We start from the raw sequence: 16,756 nt of genomic DNA, 5'->3' as shown, positions 1-16,756 counted from the left end.
GGCGAGGGAGGCGTAGCCGGTGCCGAAGTCGTCGAGGGATCGACGCCGCCACCGGCACGGTCACCGACGGCGGCACCAAGAACACCGGCGCGCTGACGGGCCTGTCGTGAGCCGTGCCGCGCCGGTCCGGGCGAGTTTGCTGCCGTCGAGGGAGATCGTCGAGCCGGCCGGCAGGTAGGCCATGAGGTAGCCGCCGGCGGGGTCGCGGGCCGCGGCGACCCGCTGCCATCCAGTCCCCTGCCCGGCGGTGACGAGCTGGTCGTCGGCGACCCGGCCGAGCATCGGCCTGGCGGTCAACGCGGCGCGCAGGTGGCGGATCTGCCCGGCGACGGGTGACTCCAGGGCCTCGCGCCACGTCCCGCGCGGCGCGTTCGTGCCCGCAGCGCCACCGGCCCCGGCGAACTGCCACACGCTGTGGTGCCCGTAGGTGACGCCGGCCCCGGACTCGATCGCCGCCCAGTAGAGGTGAGAGCGGACTTGCTCGGTCGTCGAGTAGCCGCGTGCCGCGTCCCAGCAGATCGGGTGCTCCTCGTACAGCGGCTCGAGGTCCAGGACAGGCTTGTCGGTCTGCGCCAACGTCTGCGCCTGCAAGGTCGCGTACCCATTCACCGTCGGGTCGCAATGCCCGGTCTGCACGGTGGCGACCTGCGAGCTCGGATAGTCCTGCAGCGACGTCCGATACCCGCCCGGGTGGTACATGAGCAGCGACGTCGGGTCGACCTCCCGGATCCCCTTCTCGACCTCCGCCCAGATCTCCCTGTGCCCGTCGGGGTCGTCGCCGCCGAGCATCCACACGACCTGCCTGCCGGTGAGCAGCTGCGCGAGGAACCGGCCGTAGCCGGCGCCGTTCCCTGCCGTCAGCGTCGACCCGGCGTGGTTGCGGGACCACGCGGGCAGGACAGCGACCGTCAGTCCGCGGGCCGCGGCCTCGTCGACGAGCCACCGCACATGCGACCAGTACGGGCCGTCGGCGGCTTCGAGCTCACCGAAGCCTGATCGGTACGGGCTCGACCCGTCGCGGGCCTCCACCGGCCCCATCTCGCCGTTCCCGCCGCCCATGACCGCCGGCATCTGGATCACCGTGAATCCCTGCCGCGCCCGGGCATCGAGGTACTCGCGCGCCTCCTCCTTCGTGAGGCGCTGCGCCAGCCACCACGCCGTGTCAGCAACCCACGGCGCCGCCACTCCCCCGGCCGTCAACAGCTGCCGGCCGTTGGTGCGGACAGCGGCACCGACAGCCGCCGGCGCGGCCGGAGACGCCGGCGAGCTCACCGCGGCCGCGGCACGTTCCCACCCGGCCGGCTCCCAGGCCGTACCGGTCCACCGCCACAGCCCGACCCAGCCGGCGACCGGGTCGTAGACGCGGGTCAGCCCGGCCGGGTCAGCCGCCGGCGCGCCGACAGCGGCCGCACTCAACGGCGCGGTGAGCGCGACCGCCGCGACCGCCGCCGCGCCCCACCAGCGCCGCGATCGCTGCGTTGCTGCGGCAGGGACGCAGGCCATGATGGCGCTCCGATCAGCGAGAGAGAGAGGTGCTCGCTTGAAGCGTATTCGCACCATTGCGGGCTGATGACCCCGCGGGGTCAGTCGACTGCTCGAAATCCCACAAGGAACGGAGACAATCCGTCGTAAATAGCGACGCCGGCGCTTTCCCGAAACTCGGGAGACCTCAATTTATCGGCATCACAATCCGTGCAGCCCAGGTAGTCATTCGTGTGATGAGCCACCTCAATCAGAACCGAAGTTCTGTCCGGGTCATAAGGCTCGTCCCGACTTAGAATAGCCAGTCCACGCAAGTGCGCACCCCTGGGCTTCACGCCAAGCCTAGCAAGGGCGTCCTGGATGGAGATGCCTATCGCCTTCGAGTCGTCGTCCTCATAGCGATACAGTGCTATGGAGCCATCGGAGAATGGGCCGATGAAGGAATAGTCACCGGGGAGACCCCTTGACTTACCTTGGGTGTGAATCGAAATCAGGAAGTCGGCGCCCCGGTCGTGAGCCAACTGCCTTCGACCTCGCAAATCCTCCCCACAGGGGTCGCCGCAGTTCTTAGGAGCGAAAGGCGCGTAGTCGTCTGCGCGCGTGAGGAAAAAATTTGCGACGGGTTCACGTTGATCGTCGGCATGCCTCAGGAGCGCGCGGGCGATATCGAGAACCATCTTGTCCTCCGATATGCCCGTCAGGGTCAGTTGATGCTGGTCATAGAACTGCCCGTCCTCGCGCTGGATCGCGCCGTGACCGGGGTCGATGGCGACCAAAGGTAAGGGAAGTACACTGACGACCTGACTCTGCACCCAGCCCACATTAGAAATCAGTACGTATCCCTCTGTTCGCTTGATTGCTTTGTATGGAAAATCTTCCACAGGGATGATGCCCAGCATATTTTCGCATCGCTCGGGCATGGGGCTATTGTATACGGCGACCTGTTCGGCCACTATCTTAGCGCGGAGCGGGACGGGGTACTGTTCAACAGTGGGCTCGACTGTGCACTTCGATGCAGGGACGATCGAGCTTTGAGGAATATTGCGCTGAGTGCCCCAGGCGTCGCGACTACTTGCACCTTCGCCCAGCTCCCATGCGATGACGTAACTCTTGCCTGGATCGGCATGTTCGATACGTTCAAAACTGGTCACATCGCCGACTATGTCCTCAGTAAGTGGGTTAATCAGTGAGGTAAGAGACTCTGTCCCTGCCTCTATTGGAGCGTCTATCGTGACGAATTGATGAGTGCTGGCGCCCCACAATGGCCTATCTTCTCTGTATAAGAGTAGGCCATCGTCGTCTAATGTCTCCAGTGTGCGAGCCTGCTTGTCGTTCTTGGGTGTGTAGCGATCCACCTGAAAGGTGCGGGTGGAAGCCTGGCGGCCGTCAGCGGCAGGTGAGCTGCGCTCCGCCGCGGCCTGCTCAGTGGGCACATGGGTGCCTGTCAGGGTCGTCAGCAGGACTGCGATGGCTGAAACCCCAGTCATCCAGCGTCTCGGTTTCATGCCGTTACTCCCCATCGGTCGGTCGAGCAGGTGAAGCGAGCAGGTGAAGGAACCGTAGCGGAAGGCGCTGCGCGGCAACAGGACTCGGCGGAAGGACTGTCGCGGGGATCTTTGGATGTAGCCTGCGTCAGTCATGCGCGACAGGGACGCCTGTCATGTCTACGCTCGTGACATGAAAAACTGCCACTCGCCCATTCGTGAGCGTCTGCAACGCAGCTGCCCCGCCCGCAGGCGCGGTGGTCGCTGATGGCGTGGGTTAGTGACGACGGCCGGCACGAGAGTTACCTGCTGCCGGAGTTCCTCGATGGGTGCCTGGGCGGCACGAGCTCGAGCGGCGGGGTGTGGGCGACGGTCGACGCCCACGGCGCCGCAATCCCCTACAGCGACTGGCAGCGCCGGGACCGTGGGGAGATCGTCGGGTGGGTGCTGCGATGCGACGAGCGGGCCGGCGCCGACGGACAGCTCGCCCTCGAGCCGGCGCAGACGGTCGAGCTCGGCCGGTGGCGTCGCGCCCCCTCCCCTGCCGCGCACGACCCGGGCGGCGGGTGGGTCTACGCCGTCGACGACGACGCCGTGTTCGTCGACGAGCTGCCCGACGTCGCGGCTGTCATAGAGGCGATCGTCGATGTCCACATCGAGAAGACGGCCTCGAGGGCTCGGGTCCGCGCTGCGGCGGCCGCGTCTCGCGCGGCCTCGGAGGCCCTGGGTGAGGCGGTCCGTTCGGCGCGGCTGGCCGGCTGGTCGTGGACGGCTATCGGTTCCGACGTCGGGATCACCCGCCAGTCCGCGCGGGAACGGTGGAGGCATCTGGACGCGGCGCCGTCGGTCGGCGATGAGCCGTCGTAGGGCTGTTGCGCGCCGCCTGCTGCTGGACTGCCGACAGTGCCCCCGGGGCGCACTGCTGGACAGGCACTCAGGAGCCGTTGGGGCCTGTCGATGAGGCCCTCAGGTCGAGCTTCACGCACGCCGCCCACGCGAACACGACCATCGGCATCGAGGCGACCCGCCAGTTCGTGCGAGACACCTGCCGCGGGTGGGGGCTGCCGCTCATCGAGGAGACCGCACCCACCTCGTACCGCGAGCCAGTGGTCCGTGTCGATCTCCGACCGCAGCACGCACTTCTCCCAATGGTGGGGCGCGACGTTGAGCGGTCCCGGCCAGGCGGCGGTGCGGGTGAGGCGGCTGGATTGCGAACGGTGGCGGATGTCCGCGGAGTACCCGCCGAAGACCGGCCCCTACGGCGTCCCGTCGATCACCCAGACAATGACTCGCCCGGCGGTCAAGCTCGCAGGCGATCTGCGACGGCGACTCATCGACATTTACCTGCCTGACCTCGCCCAGGCCCTCGAGGCCGCTGCCATCGCCGACGCTAGGGACGACGTTGCGCGGGGCGTCGTCGACGACATGGAGGCACTCCTGCCCGGCACGTACGTCTCTGACCGGAACGCGGGCAGTCATCGGCTCCGCCCCGACCTGCACGCTCGGTGGACGAGGCAGGGGGAGGTGCCCCTGTCGGTCGCGCTGCACTCGCGTGCCAACTACGGCGCGGTCCTCACCGTGGACGGCCTCGATCCCGCGCAGGCCCGCGCCGCCCTCGAGTTCGTCGCCCGCCTCGTCCAGTCCCCCCCGACGGCATCCGACGTCCCGCCTGCCGCGCCGGTTGTCGAGGTCGTCAAGGCCACCGACGACGGCGGCTGGGCACACCTGAACGTCTTCGTCGACGGCACCGAGGTCCCCTCCACCGAGCACTCGGTCGACGCCGGTGCCGGGTGGACGTGGACCGACTGGGCCGAGTACCGAGACGCCACCCTCGCCGCCGCGACCCCCGCAGCCCGCGCCGTCCTCGTCGAGGCGTTCGCCGACCCCGGTGGCGGTGAGTACGTGACCGGTCGACGCGGCGCGGACTGGCTCGACCCGGTAGAGCCAGGCCAGGAGCCGGGAGCCGCGTAGACCCGTCAACAGTTGTGCCCCCTCAAGGAGACGTCTCCTCGAAGGGGCACAGCTGTTTCCTCGCGGGCCGAGAAGGCGCGACCCGGAGGATGCCCCGCCGGAGAAGCAGTAGGCGCGTAGCCTCCGTGCTCTCTTGCGCGCGAATGCTGCTGCGTGTCAAGCTCGCTGGCATCCAACGCAGGGGCAGCCAGCGTCGAGGGGGACGCAGATGGACCGAGGTCGCGAGCTCTCATCTGGTCGGCGCGGCGTCGAACGGTACGCAGCACCCGCGCCAGGACATGACTGGAGCGGGGGCTTCGCCGCGCAGCCGCAGCGCAGCATCAGCCGGGACCAAACCGTCGCCGAAGACTGGGAAGCCCTGCACTGGCAGATCCGGGCCGCCCTGAACCCACCCGGACAGAGCAACGGCGCGTTCCACGACTACTACGCCAACCATTTCGAGGCCGGCTCACTTTTCAACGGGCAACTGGCATTCGCCCGGTTCGGCACGGATCGAGCGTCCTCGTGGCGGCTCTACGTGCTGGAGTCACTGACCTGCACGCTGCAAGCCCAGTTGCCTTCACCGCCTGCCACCGTGCACGCTCGCATGGATTATGAGCCGACCGTCAGCGTTCGCCCGCCTGTCGGTGAGCACTGGGACGGCAGTTTCGATGAAGATCTGACGGGGTTCCTCGGGCACCTTCCCCAGCGGGCGGTCGACGCCGTGCTGTCCCCGTTCGGCACGGCCCGACGGCGCCCAACGGCGCGGTATACGTGGCGTTCGCGCGATGGTGTCCTGGTCGTTCGGGTACACGTCACGAACGCCTCGAGCGCGGCGTGGCTGTGGGGCACCCGCCCCTTTCCCGGCAAGGAGGCCTTCGAGAGTTACGACCCGTGGCAGGTGCGGGTCTGGACGGGGCGCGTGGACAAGGCCGCCAGCGAGGCCCGCATGGCTCAGCTGCAGGCCATGTTCGCCGACCGCACCCGGGGCCAGAAGCCCCCTGCCGGGCCGACCGGAGGCGGCCAGTCCGTGAGGCGTCAGAGCTTGGAAGGACCCCAACGGGGTGGGCTGCGGCGCCGTCTGTGGGGCCGACGCGGGGGCTGACCCGCAGTACACCAGAGGGAGTCGACCACCGTAGAGCCGGTGCGGTGATATGCCGCCTGGGGCCGTTGGACGGGCGTTATGCGCTGCGGTCAGCGATGAAGGATCTGCTCGGTGACCTCGTCGATCAGCGTCTCCCAGGCCTGCTCGATCCACCAGGCGAGGAGCTGCTGCCCGAACTCCCGGTCTGCCTGGTCGAATAGCCCCGACAGTGCCCTGGCGGTCAGTTCCGCGCGTCGCTGGACGTCCTGCTGGGTCGGTCCGAAGTAGGCCCGCACCGACCCTGCGCGGACGATGAGGTGGTGCTGCCCGGCTGGGGTGACGGCGACCCCGGCGACCCACAGCCTCGGGTGGAATGGGCACGCCAAGCCGCCGTCGGGAAGCAGGAGCTCGCGGGCGTCTGGGGCGGCGAACATGGTCTCGGGCATGACTCCAACGTAGGAACCTCCCGGCCTCGCCGACACCCGCCTCTTCCACCTCCTCCGGCGGGGTGACCCGCGCGGCGCTTACCGTGTGCAGTCCTGCGACCAGGAAGGCGAAGGCGATGACGAGCTGCCACCCCACCGGCACCGAGCGGCGGCGCGTCCTGCGCACCACCTCCACTGCCCCCTTGTACCGGCGGACACCCGCCCGTGCCCGTACCTACCGCGCCGCGGCCGCCGCCTGGATCGCAGCGTGCGCAGCGTGTGCAGCGGCCGGAGCAGTCCCGCTGTGGGCTGCGGCGCTGTGCGCGATCGCGGCGGCCGTCGTCGGGTGGGCCACCGGGCGCCCCCGCATGAACGCTCTCCTGCGGGGCAGCAGCCCCGCACCGGAGTCGACACGGTCTCAAGCCCCCGTCCCCCACGACGTGCCTGCCGGTCAGGAGGCGCCCGCCAAGGCGAGGTGCGCCGGCGGACAGCGGTTGACACGCCGCACCGGCTCCCTCGGCCGCCGGTGCAGCTTTGCGGGAGGGATCGACACTGTGAGCTCCCATCCAGTCCCCCGCAAGGCGGGCACGGTGGAATCGGCGTGGCTCGACGACGAAGTGCGCCGCCTCGCCGAGGCCGTCGACGCGGCCGTCCCGGTCAACACCCGCCGGGCACGCGCCAACGACTGGGCCGGATTCACCCGATGGTGCGACCTCACCGGCCGCAGCCCCCTACCGGCGACGCCGGAGACGCTCGCCGCCGCCCACGTGCCGGGAAAGCAGCGTGAGCCACAGCACGAGGGCGACGTAGGCGGCGAAGAAGGTGACGTCGACGAACCGCAGCGGCCCGATGCTCCACGGCACGACCTGGCCGAGCAGGGACAGCAGGAGCAGGGTCCCGGCCAGCGTCTCGACGAGCCAGATCCGCCGCGGCCGCGCACCGAGGAGGACCGGCCCGAGCGACATGATCGTGATGAGGACGACCGAGGTGACGAGGAACAGCAGGCCGCCGAGGCCGTCGGAGTCGACCGCGAAGGCAACGTAGGTCAGGATCCCCCACGCGACCCCGGTCCAGAGGAGGAGTCGCCGGTGGGGACCGGCGCAGAAGGCGACGACCCGGGTACCGGCCTCGGCCAGCCGGAGCAGGGGAGCGGCGGTCACCGGCGGCCCGTCCCACGGCCCGAACGTGCAGTCGGCGCTCGCCGGCGTGGGGGAGGAGAGGGCGGCCGGGCGCGTGACGCGAACGGGGGACATCGACGCGTCGGGCGACCGCCCGACGGTTCGCGGATGCCCCACGCTCCCACCCTCTTTCGCTCGACGGTCCCTTCGGACATAATCGCCGGTTCCTGAGGTCGATGCTCGCATTACCTGGCCCGGGCCCGACGGCGTCGCGCCCCGGCTCTCGGCCACCGCCCGACGGGCGCGTCCCGGATCGAAGAACCGTTCGGACGACATCGTTGCGACTGCTCGCCACGAACGACCAGGTCAGACGACGTCTGCTCCCCGAGCACCCCCAGCCATGTCGTCCGAACGGTTCTTCGATCCGCGTCACCCTCGCCGCGGCGAGGGTGACGCCCCGGAACACGGGCACCCGGGCGCGCCCGGACCGGGGCGGGCGGGCGCGCCGGGGGACAACCCCGCGGTCGACCGGGGGGGGGGGGGCCGGCCCGGGGTACTGCGGGGTCGCGCGGTGCAGGGTGCGCGGTGGGGGGCCGGCGCCGCGGCTCAGCCGGCGAGGCAGTCGACGGCGGCGGGGCGCAGGGCCTCGAGCTCGGCGCGCTGGGCGTCGGCGCGCTCGACGAGGCGGTCGAGCTCGGCGGCGTCGAGCCGGGTGTCGGTCTCGGCCAGGCGGCGCAGGGTGAGCCAGCCCGACTTCTTCGCCTCCACGGCGGTGGCGAGCATCTCGATCTCGATCACGTCGGTCAACGGCGAGCGGCGGATCAGGGTCCCGTTGGGCTTGAGGCGGCCGAGGGTCTCCCCGACGGAGGCGGCGGCCTGCCACGCGGGGGCGGTGCCGACCCCCAGGCGCCGCATCATCGAGCGCAGGCTCGCGCGGTCCTGGGCGACCTCGGCCGCCAGGCGGGCGAGGACCGGCCGACCCTGCGGGACGGACAGGGTGCGGGCGCAGCGGCGGAACGCGTCGAGTCCCCCCTTGGACGCCACCCAGTGATGCTGCACGTAGGTCCGGACGAACCGGTCGGTGTCGTGATCGGTCATGGTGCCGCTCCTTCGGGTGGGTGAGCGTCGCGGGGTCGGCGGCCCGGCCGGCCGTGAGCGCAACGCGTCTCGTCTACGTCGTCCCTACCCGCGGGCGGCGAGGGTGACACGGGCGCGCCGCGGCGCGGCAGCGGGGGGCGGTTCGTTCAGCCCTCGGTGCCCTCGGCGCCCTCTGAGCTCTCTGAGCTCTCGGACTGCTCGCTCTCCTCGGGCTCGAAGGTGTCGCGGCTCCCGAAGGTGCCGCCGGCGCCGTCGGGGTTGAGGTCCTCCGGTTGCGTCGTCTCCTGCTCGGGGCGGGGCGCGTCGTCGCTCATCGTGGTCTCCTCCTGTGCCGGGCGACGCTGCGCGCCACCGGGATCCGCTCGACCGGACGGTCGGGTCCCCACTGTGCTCCCGCCGACGTGGAACCGCGACCCGGGGCATCCTTCGAAAGACGAAAGATTGCGGCGCACACCCTCGCGATTCCCAGGTTCGTGCGCGAGCATGGAGGCATGTCGTTCATCGAGGAACACCCCCACGTCCGCTGGGTCGCCCCCGCGGCCGTGCTCGCGCTCGTGGCCGGGGGCGCCACGCTGACGTCGGCCCAGGCCGACCAGGGCTTGGCGGCCAAGACGGCGGAACAGCTCCTCGTCGACCTCCAGGGCTCGACCGAGGACTCGTTCTCGGGGACCGTGGCCACGAAGGTCGACCTCGGGCTGCCGGCCCTGCCCGATCAGGGCGGCGGCACCACGAGCTTCGAGGGCCTCGCGTCCGGCGCGCACACCCTGCGCGTGTGGGCCGACGGCGCGCAGCGGCAGAGGGTCACTCTCCTCGGCGACGGCGGCGAGGCCGCGATGGTCCGCGACGGCCGGACGATGTGGCTGTGGAACGCGCAGGAACAGACGGCCACCCGCGCCGCGCTGCCGACGGAGGCGACCCCCGCGCAGGCCCGCGCCCGCGCCGCCGCGCACGCGAAGAAGGCCCGCGCCTCGGCGAGCGCGGGGCAGCTGCCGTCGACCCCGCAGGAGGCGGCGCGCTACGTGCTCGACCGGATCGACCCGAGCACGCGGGTGACCACGAACGGGTCCGCCACCGTCGCGGGCCGGGCCGCCCACGAGCTCGTCCTCACGCCCCGCGCGGGCGACAGCCTCGTGCGCCAGGTCGCGATCGACGTCGACGCGCAGACCTCGATGCCGCTGCGGGTGCGTGTGACGAGTGCGGCCACGGGCTCCTCCGCGATCGACGTCGGGTTCACCTCGCTCGACCTCGACGCCCCCGCCGCCTCGATCTTCGCGTTCACCCCGCCGCTCGGCGCCACCGTCGAGACGGCGGAGCGCGAGGCCGGCGCCGAGACGTCGTCGGCGACGCCGAAGGCGGCGGCCGCGAAGGACACGGCGGCGAAACCCCAGGTCGTCGGCACCGGGTGGTCCGCGGTCGCGGTCCAGCGCCTGCCCGCCGACGCCGCGCGCGCCCTGGCGCCGGGCGCCCCCGGCGGGGCCGCCGGAGACGACGCCCGGGCGAACGACGCGATGTCGTTCCTCGAGAACCTCCCCGTCACCTCCGGCGACTGGGGCAGCGGGCGCGTCGTCGAGGGCACCCTGTTCTCCGCGATCCTCACCACCGACGGCCGCCTCGCCGTCGGCGCCGTGCCGGCCGACCGGCTCCAGGCCGCGCTGACGACCACGGCGAAGACCAGCGCCGCGAGGTGAGCGCGGCCCTCGCGGTCCGCACGTCCTCGCTGGCCAAGACCTTCGGCGCCCAGCGCGCCGTCGACGGGATCGATCTGCGCGTCCCCGCCGGCGGTGTCTACGGCTTCCTCGGCCCGAACGGCTCCGGCAAGACGACGACGATCCGCATGCTCCTCGGCCTCGTCCGGCCGAGCGCGGGCGAGATCGAGGTGCTCGGGGCCGGCACGCCGGGGGCGATCGTCGACGTCCTGCACCGGGTCGGCGCGCTCGTCGAGGGCCCGGCGTTCCATCCGTACCTCTCGGGCCGGGCCAACCTGCGCCGCCTCGACGCAGCCGACGCCCGCGCCGACCCTCGCACCTCCCGCACCCGCATCGATGCCGCGATCGAGCGGGTCGGGCTGACCCCGGCCGCCGACAAGCGCTTCCGCGCCTACTCCCTCGGCATGAAGCAGCGCCTGGCCATCGCCGCCGCGCTGCTCGCGCCCCGCGACCTGCTCGTCCTCGACGAGCCGACGAACGGCCTCGACCCGCAGGGCACGCGCGAGGTGCGGGCCCTCATCGGCGCGCTGGCCCGGGAGGGGACGACCGTGCTCGTCTCGAGCCACCTCCTCAGCGAGATCGAGCAGGTGTGCACCCACCTCGGCGTCATGCACGCGGGCCGCCTCGTCGCGCAGGGCTCCGTCGCGGAGGTGCTCGGCGGCGCGGACGCCGTGACCCGGGTCGACACCCCGGACTTCGTGCCGGCCCGAGACGTCCTCGTGCGGCTCGGTGCGCGCGACGTGCGCGACCTGCGCGACGCCGCCCCCGGCGTCGAGGCCCTCGAGACCGTCGTGGCGGGGGTGCCGCCGGAGCGGGTCGTCGCCGAGCTCGTCGCGGCGGGGGTCCGGGTGCGCGGCTTCGCCGTCACCGCCCCTGGCCTGGAGGAACGGTTCATCGCTCTGACGGGGGAGGGGTTCGATGTCAGCGGTTAGTTCGTTCCTGCGGCTGCTCGCCTCCGAGGTGCGCCTCATCGCGGGCCGCCGCCGCAACCAGGCCGGCGTCGCCGTGCTCGCGCTCGTGCCGATCGTCATGGCCGTGGCCATCCGCGCCTCGACGGCCCCGCGCCCGGGCCGCGGCCCCGACTTCTTCTCCTCCATCGCGGGCAACGGGTTCTTCGTCGCCCTCGCGGCGCTCGCGGCCGAGATCACCCTCTTCCTCCCGCTCGCGGTGGCGACCCTGTCCGGGGACGCGATCGCGGGCGAGGCCCACGGGGGCACGCTGCGCTACCTGCTCACCGTGCCGGTCCGGCGCACCCGCCTGCTCGCGGTCAAGTACCTCTCCCTCGTCGTCGGGGCCGCGATCGGGGTGGCCGTCGTCGTCCTCGCCGCGCTCGCGGCGGGCGGCCTGCTGTTCGGCCTCGGCCCGGTCACGCTGCTCTCGGGCACGCAGGTCGGCCTCGGGGACGCGCTCGGGCGGCTCGCGGTGGCCTGCGCCTACCTCACGCTCCAGCTCGCCGCGCTCGCCGCGATCGGGCTGTTCGTCTCGACCCTCACCGAGCAACCCATCGGCGCCACGATCACCGTGACCCTCCTCGTCATGACGATGTGGATCCTCGACGGCATCCCGCAGCTCGACGGGCTGCACCCGTGGCTGCTCGTCGACCGGTGGAGCGCGTTCGGCGACGTCATGCGCGACCCGATCTTCTGGGACACGATGGCCACCGGCTCGCTCGTGGCCCTCGCCTACACCGCCGTCTTCCTCTCCGCCGCCTGGGCGCGGTTCGCCGGCAAGGACATCACGAGCTGACCGCGCCCGGCGGCGGCCTCACGACGTGTGGTGGCTCTCGGCGAGGGCGTACACGGGCGTGTCGATCCCCTCGAGCCTCGCCTTGAGCTGCAGCGCGAGGTAGCGCGAGTAGTGCCGGGACTGGTGCAGGTTGCCGCCGTGGAACCACAGGTTGTCGACCTGGGTCGGCTTCCACATGTTCCGCAGCTCCCCCTCCCACGGCCCGGGGTCCTTGGTCGTGCCGGAGCCCATGCCCCAGCACTTCCCGACCCGATCGGCGACCTCCTGGCTGATGAGCTGGGCGGCCCAGCCGTTCATCGACCCGTAGCCCGTCGCGTACACGACGAGGTCGGCCTCCAGCTCCGTGCCGTCCTCGAGGACGACGGCGCGCTCGGTGATCCGGGCCACCCGCGCCGGCGACACGAGCGTGATCCGGCCGTCGGCGACGAGCTGGGAGGCGCCGATGTCGATGTAGTAGCCGGAGCCGCGGCGCAGGTACTTGAGGAAGAGGCCGGAGTCGTCGTCGCCGAAGTCGAGCAGGAAGCCCGCCTTCTCGAGCGCGGCGTAGAAGTCCGCGTCCTGCTCCCGGATCGCGTCGAACGCCACCTTCTGCGCCTCCGGCAGGATCCGGTAGGGGAGCGAGGCGAAGAGCAGGTCGGCGGTCTCGTGGTCGATGCCGGCCTCGACCGCCTCCTCGGAGTACAGCGGCCCGAGGGCGTGGTGCATGAGCGACTCGGACCGCACGATGTGCGTCGAGCTGCGCTGGAGCATCGTCACGTCGGCTCCGTTCTCCCACAGGTCGGCGCAGATGTCGTGCGCGGAGTTGTTCGACCCGATGACGACGGCCTTCTTGCCGGCGTACTTCGCGCCGCCCGGGTGGGCGCTCGAGTGGTGGATGTCGCCGGTGAACGTGTCGGCGCCCGGGATGTCGGGCAGGTTCGGCAGGCCCGACATGCCCGTGGCGAGCACGAGGTGCGTCGGTTCGAGGACGAGGTCGTTCCCCTCCCGCGTGACCCGCACGCTCCAGCGGCCCTTGTCCTCATTCCACTGGGCCGACTTCGCCTCGGTGCTCGTCCAGTAGTCGAGTTCCATGAGGTGGGTGTAGTGCTCGAGCCAGTCGCCCATCTTGTCCTTGGGCGTGAAGACCGGCCAGTCGTCGGGGAACGGCAGGTACGGCATGTGGTCGTACCAGACCGGGTCGTGCAGGCACAGCGAGTGGTAGCGGCTGCGCCACTGGTCGCCGGGGCGGGGGTTCTTGTCGATGACGAGGGTCGGCACCGACAGCCGGCGTAGCCGTGCCGCGAGGCCGATGCCACCCTGGCCGCCGCCGACGACGAGGACGTAGGGCTGCTCGTCGATGCCGAACGTCTCCGCGTGCCGGCGGCGCCGGTCGAGCCAGTTCTCCTTCTCCATGTCCGCGCCGTGCCGGGCGCCGAGCACCCGCCGCCGGCCCTTCGGCTCGGGATGGTCCCTCAGCTCCTGGGCGCTCGTGAGCAGCGTCCACGCCCGGCCGCCGCGGAGGGAGAGCACGATCTTCCCGGTGAACGTCGCGTTCTCGAAGGTCGCCATGACCTGGGTGGCGTCGGCGTCCCCGTCGGCCGACGTGACCTGCAGGGCGCGCGGCCACGCCTCGGGGCCCACGTCGCGGAGCATCGCGCCGATCGCCTCGGCGCCCTCGGCGGTGTGCAGGTTCCACGTCATCGCCACCAGATCCCGCCAGAACCCGTCGGGCTCGAACAGCGCGACCACCGCGTCCGCGTCGCCACCGGCGGCGGCCCTCTCGTAGTCCTCGACCCACCGCTGCGCCGTCCGGACGGCGTCGTCCTGCTCACCCATGGCACGTCTCCTTCGTCGTGAACGAGTGATGGCCACCATAGGGCGCAGCGAGGGACGAGCGGGGTGACAGCGTTGCCGCGACGGACGCGCGAGGACGAGGGCGAGTCTCGCCTGCTCCGGACCGACCCGACGGTCCCTGACCGCGGGTGTCCTGCGCCGTGATCGGAATAACGATCCCGCCTCGCCCGGTTGGCCTGGACATGCGCGTCATCGGAGTCCAGGAGTACGGAGGGCCGGAGGCCCTCGCCGCCCACGAGGTGCCGGAGCCGCACGCCGGCCCGGGGCAGGTCCGCATCGCCGTCGCGGCGGCCGCGGTCAACCCGACGGACACCAACGCCCGCGAGGGCGCCTACGGCGAGAGCGAGCTGCCGCCGCCGCACGTGCCGGGCATGGACGCGGCCGGCGTCGTCGACGAGGTGGGCGAGCCGACCGCGGAGCTCGACACGTCGCGCCGGCACGTCGGCGACGAGGTCATGGCCATCGCGCTTCCGCAGCGCGGGCACGGGGGCGCCTACGTGCAGTACCTCGTGGCCGACGCCGACTCGCTCGCGACGATCCCCGCCGGCCGCTCCCTCGTCGAGGCGTCCACCCTGCCGATGAACGGTCTCACCGCGCTGCAGGCCCTCGACAAGCTGGGACTCGAGCCGGGGCAGGTGCTCGCCGTCACCGGCGCCGCCGGGACGCTCGGCGGGTACGTCGTCGAGCTCGCGAAGGACCGCGGGCTGACGGTGATCGCCGACGCGGCCGACAAGGACCGCGACCGCGTCCTCGGGTTCGGGGCCGACCACGTCGTGCCCCGCGGCGACGACGTCGCGGCGCGCATCCGGGAGATCTACCCGGACGGCGTCGACGGGCTCGTCGACGCCGCCGTGCAGAACGAGCTCGCCCTGCCCGCCGTGCGTTCCGGCGGCGGCTTCGCCACCGTGCGCCGCTGGCCGGGCGTCGAGGGCAGCGACGTCACCGTCCACAGCGTCTGGGTGTTCGACGACTACCACCGCGGCGACCGGCTCGACGACCTGCGCCGCGCCGTCGAGGACGGCGTGCTCACCCTGGCCGTCGCCGACACCCTGCCGGCCGAGCAGGCCGCCGACGCCCACCGCCGCCTCGCGCAGGGCGGCACGCGAGGGCGGCTCGTGCTCACGTTCTGACGCGGTCGAGTACCCCCGGAGGTGTTCGCAGACGCCACCCCTCGGGTTTCGGCGATCTTGACGTTCTTATCGACGTCGCCGTACGGTGATGTGGATATCGACGTCAGCAACGTCGACGCCGCTCCCGCGTCAGGAGGGACATGGCCACCTTTACCGGCCGCGTCAGGTCCGGGCAAGAGCTCGGCGACGCCATCCGACAGGGCCGGGAGATCCACGGCTGGTCGCAGCGCGAGCTCGCGGCGCGTCTGGGGGTGACCCAGAAGTGGCTGTGGGAGCTGGAGCAGGGCAAACCGGGCCTGCTCATGGAACGACTGTTCGCCGCCCTCCGCCTCGTCGACGTCTCGTTGCTCGCCGAGTTCGAGGACCCGACCCACGACCTGCGCCCGTCGCCGGACCGGCCGCGGTCGGACGGCGCCCAGGACACTGCATGAGCGTCGAGTTGACGGTCGAGCTGTACGACACGGTCGTCGGCGTCGCCGCCGGCCCGGATTGGCGCTCGACCGACATCTCCTTCACCCCCGAGGCCCTCACGCGATGGGGGGTCAACTCACCGGTGCTCTCGGTCGGCGCACCTCTGGAGCTGCGCCCGCACCGACGCCGGGCGCCGCGGCGCCGCAACGTCCTCGGGGAGCTCCTGCCGGAGGGGGTCATGCGGGAGCGCCTGGCGCGGATGGGCGGCCTCGCCACCCACGACGTGGCCGGCCTCCTGGCCCGCTTCGGCCGCGATGTCGCGGGGGCCGTCCAGGTCTACGACCCCGAAGCATCCTGGGGACCGCCCGTCCCGCAGCTCCGCCCCATCGACGACGCCGCCATCGCCCGCCTCCTCGACGAGGTCGCCCTCGGCAACGACCCGCGCCGTGGCAAGACCTCGCTGGCCGGCGTGCAGCCGAAGATCGTCCTCACCCGCGAGGGCGGGCAGTGGCACCAACCGCTCGGCGGGGCGACGTCGACGCACATCGTCAAACCGGCGCTTCCTGGCCGGCCGCAGGCTCTTGCCGAGGAGGAGTACGGCCATCGGCTGGCCGTCTCCTGCGGTCTGAGCGCGACCTCCGTCGAGGTGGAGCGCCTCGGGGGCCGGGACTGTCTCGCCATCGAGCGGTACGACCGCGTCGGCCCGGAGCGGCAACGGCTGCATCAGGAGGACTTCAACCAGGCGCTCGGCCTGGCCGGCGACGAGAAGTACCAGGAGATCGGCGGGTCCGCGCGCTTGGGCCGGGTGGCGGAGGTCGTCGCGCAGCACGCCCCCGACGACCTCGGGCGCCTGGCCGCCCACCTCACGCTCGCCGTGGCCATCGGCAACCTCGACCTGCACGCCAAGAACCTCGGACTGCTGCACCCACCGGACGGGTCCAGCGCGCTGGCGCCCGCCTACGACATGCTGCCGCTGGCTCATCTCCCGGGGATCGACGGCCGGATGGCGATGGCCGTCGACGGGGAGTACGCCCTCGCCGCGCTGAGCATCGGCCACCTCGAGAGGGAGGTGGATGCGTGGGGCGTCGACCCGGCCGTCGTGCGCTCGGCGCTCGAACGGATCGGCGACGGGGTCGATCGTGAGAAGCCCCTTGCCCCGGCCGACCGCCTGCGGCCGATGATCGCCGCCGCGGTGGCCCGGCTCCTCGCCGGCGAGCCGTTGGGCGACACCTTCACGCCCCGCACAGCCACGTCCTGAGATGACGGTCGTGACCGGGGCCGGGTGATCC

At 71.8% G+C, this 16,756-nt stretch carries 16 protein-coding genes; 9 read left to right on the top strand and 7 right to left on the bottom strand.

All coding sequences use genetic code 11. The features are described from left to right. Positions 1-60: 60 nt before the first annotated feature. The gene (locus tag ICW24_RS01880) at positions 61-1,503 is read right to left on the bottom strand and encodes a glycoside hydrolase family 140 protein (RefSeq protein ID WP_226344015.1); all 1,443 of its coding nucleotides are present in this window, start codon (positions 1,501-1,503) and stop codon (positions 61-63) included. 80 nt (positions 1,504-1,583) lie between these two features. Next, positions 1,584-3,122: an N-acetylmuramoyl-L-alanine amidase family protein gene (locus ICW24_RS01875; protein ID WP_226344014.1), complete on the bottom strand. Its 1,539-nt coding sequence runs from the start codon at positions 3,120-3,122 to the stop codon at positions 1,584-1,586. Between the two features lie 111 nt (positions 3,123-3,233). On the opposite strand from ICW24_RS01875, the gene ICW24_RS01870 reads away from it, so the two are divergent. From ICW24_RS01870 to ICW24_RS01860, 3 genes are all read left to right on the top strand, one after another. Next, on the top strand, positions 3,234-3,833 hold the full coding sequence (locus ICW24_RS01870) for a hypothetical protein (protein WP_226344013.1): 600 nt from the start codon (positions 3,234-3,236) through the stop codon (positions 3,831-3,833). A 246-nt stretch (positions 3,834-4,079) separates the two neighbouring features. Next, positions 4,080-4,937, top strand: a complete 858-nt coding sequence (locus tag ICW24_RS01865) for a hypothetical protein (protein ID WP_226344012.1) — start codon at positions 4,080-4,082, stop codon at positions 4,935-4,937. 208 nt (positions 4,938-5,145) lie between these two features. Beyond that, on the top strand, positions 5,146-6,021 hold the full coding sequence (locus tag ICW24_RS01860) for a hypothetical protein (RefSeq protein WP_226344011.1): 876 nt from the start codon (positions 5,146-5,148) through the stop codon (positions 6,019-6,021). Between the two features lie 89 nt (positions 6,022-6,110). Here the strand turns inward: ICW24_RS01860 and ICW24_RS01855 are convergent, their stop codons facing one another. The 4 genes from ICW24_RS01855 to ICW24_RS01840 form a co-directional block, all read right to left on the bottom strand. After that, entirely contained in the window at positions 6,111-6,446 is a 336-nt protein-coding gene (locus tag ICW24_RS01855) for a hypothetical protein (RefSeq protein WP_226344010.1), read from the bottom strand. A gap of 710 nt (positions 6,447-7,156) precedes the next feature. Next, positions 7,157-7,678: a hypothetical protein gene (locus tag ICW24_RS01850; protein WP_226344009.1), complete on the bottom strand. Its 522-nt coding sequence runs from the start codon at positions 7,676-7,678 to the stop codon at positions 7,157-7,159. Positions 7,679-8,149: 471 nt separating this feature from the next. Next, positions 8,150-8,641, bottom strand: a complete 492-nt coding sequence (locus ICW24_RS01845; protein ID WP_226344008.1) for a hypothetical protein — start codon at positions 8,639-8,641, stop codon at positions 8,150-8,152. 146 nt (positions 8,642-8,787) lie between these two features. Next, a complete protein-coding gene (locus ICW24_RS01840) occupies positions 8,788-8,955 on the bottom strand; it encodes a hypothetical protein (protein ID WP_226344007.1) in 168 nt (55 codons plus the stop codon). A gap of 177 nt (positions 8,956-9,132) precedes the next feature. Here ICW24_RS01840 and ICW24_RS01835 point away from each other — a divergent pair, with 177 nt between their 5' ends. The 3 genes from ICW24_RS01835 to ICW24_RS01825 are packed head-to-tail and all read left to right on the top strand — an operon-like array spanning position 9,133 to position 12,093. Next, positions 9,133-10,329, top strand: a complete 1,197-nt coding sequence (locus ICW24_RS01835; protein ID WP_226344006.1) for a LolA family protein — start codon at positions 9,133-9,135, stop codon at positions 10,327-10,329. Beyond that, entirely contained in the window at positions 10,326-11,279 is a 954-nt protein-coding gene (locus ICW24_RS01830) for an ABC transporter ATP-binding protein (RefSeq protein WP_226344005.1), read from the top strand. The genes ICW24_RS01835 and ICW24_RS01830 overlap by 4 nt, the downstream gene beginning before the upstream one ends. Next, complete coding sequence (locus ICW24_RS01825; protein WP_226344004.1) at positions 11,266-12,093, top strand: DUF2705 family protein; 828 nt, start codon at positions 11,266-11,268, stop codon at positions 12,091-12,093. Before ICW24_RS01830 ends, ICW24_RS01825 begins: the two co-directional genes overlap by 14 nt. An 18-nt stretch (positions 12,094-12,111) precedes the next feature. On the opposite strand, the gene ICW24_RS01820 is transcribed toward ICW24_RS01825, so the two are convergent. Then, entirely contained in the window at positions 12,112-13,908 is a 1,797-nt protein-coding gene (locus ICW24_RS01820; protein WP_226344003.1) for a flavin-containing monooxygenase, read from the bottom strand. A 200-nt stretch (positions 13,909-14,108) separates the two neighbouring features. Here ICW24_RS01820 and ICW24_RS01815 point away from each other — a divergent pair, with 200 nt between their 5' ends. The 3 genes from ICW24_RS01815 (at position 14,109) to ICW24_RS01805 (ending at position 16,725) form a co-directional block, all read left to right on the top strand. Next, a complete protein-coding gene (locus ICW24_RS01815; protein WP_226344002.1) occupies positions 14,109-15,056 on the top strand; it encodes an NADP-dependent oxidoreductase in 948 nt (315 codons plus the stop codon). 140 nt (positions 15,057-15,196) lie between these two features. Next, positions 15,197-15,487, top strand: a complete 291-nt coding sequence (locus tag ICW24_RS01810) for a helix-turn-helix domain-containing protein (RefSeq protein WP_226344001.1) — start codon at positions 15,197-15,199, stop codon at positions 15,485-15,487. Further along, entirely contained in the window at positions 15,484-16,725 is a 1,242-nt protein-coding gene (locus tag ICW24_RS01805) for a type II toxin-antitoxin system HipA family toxin (protein WP_226344000.1), read from the top strand. Before ICW24_RS01810 ends, ICW24_RS01805 begins: the two co-directional genes overlap by 4 nt. The last annotated feature ends 31 nt before the right edge of the window (positions 16,726-16,756 follow it).

Source organism: Agilicoccus flavus (assembly GCF_014857905.1).
GTDB classification, from domain to species: Bacteria; Actinomycetota; Actinomycetes; order Actinomycetales; family Dermatophilaceae; genus Agilicoccus; species Agilicoccus flavus.
This window is presented reverse-complemented; position numbering and strand designations above follow the sequence as displayed.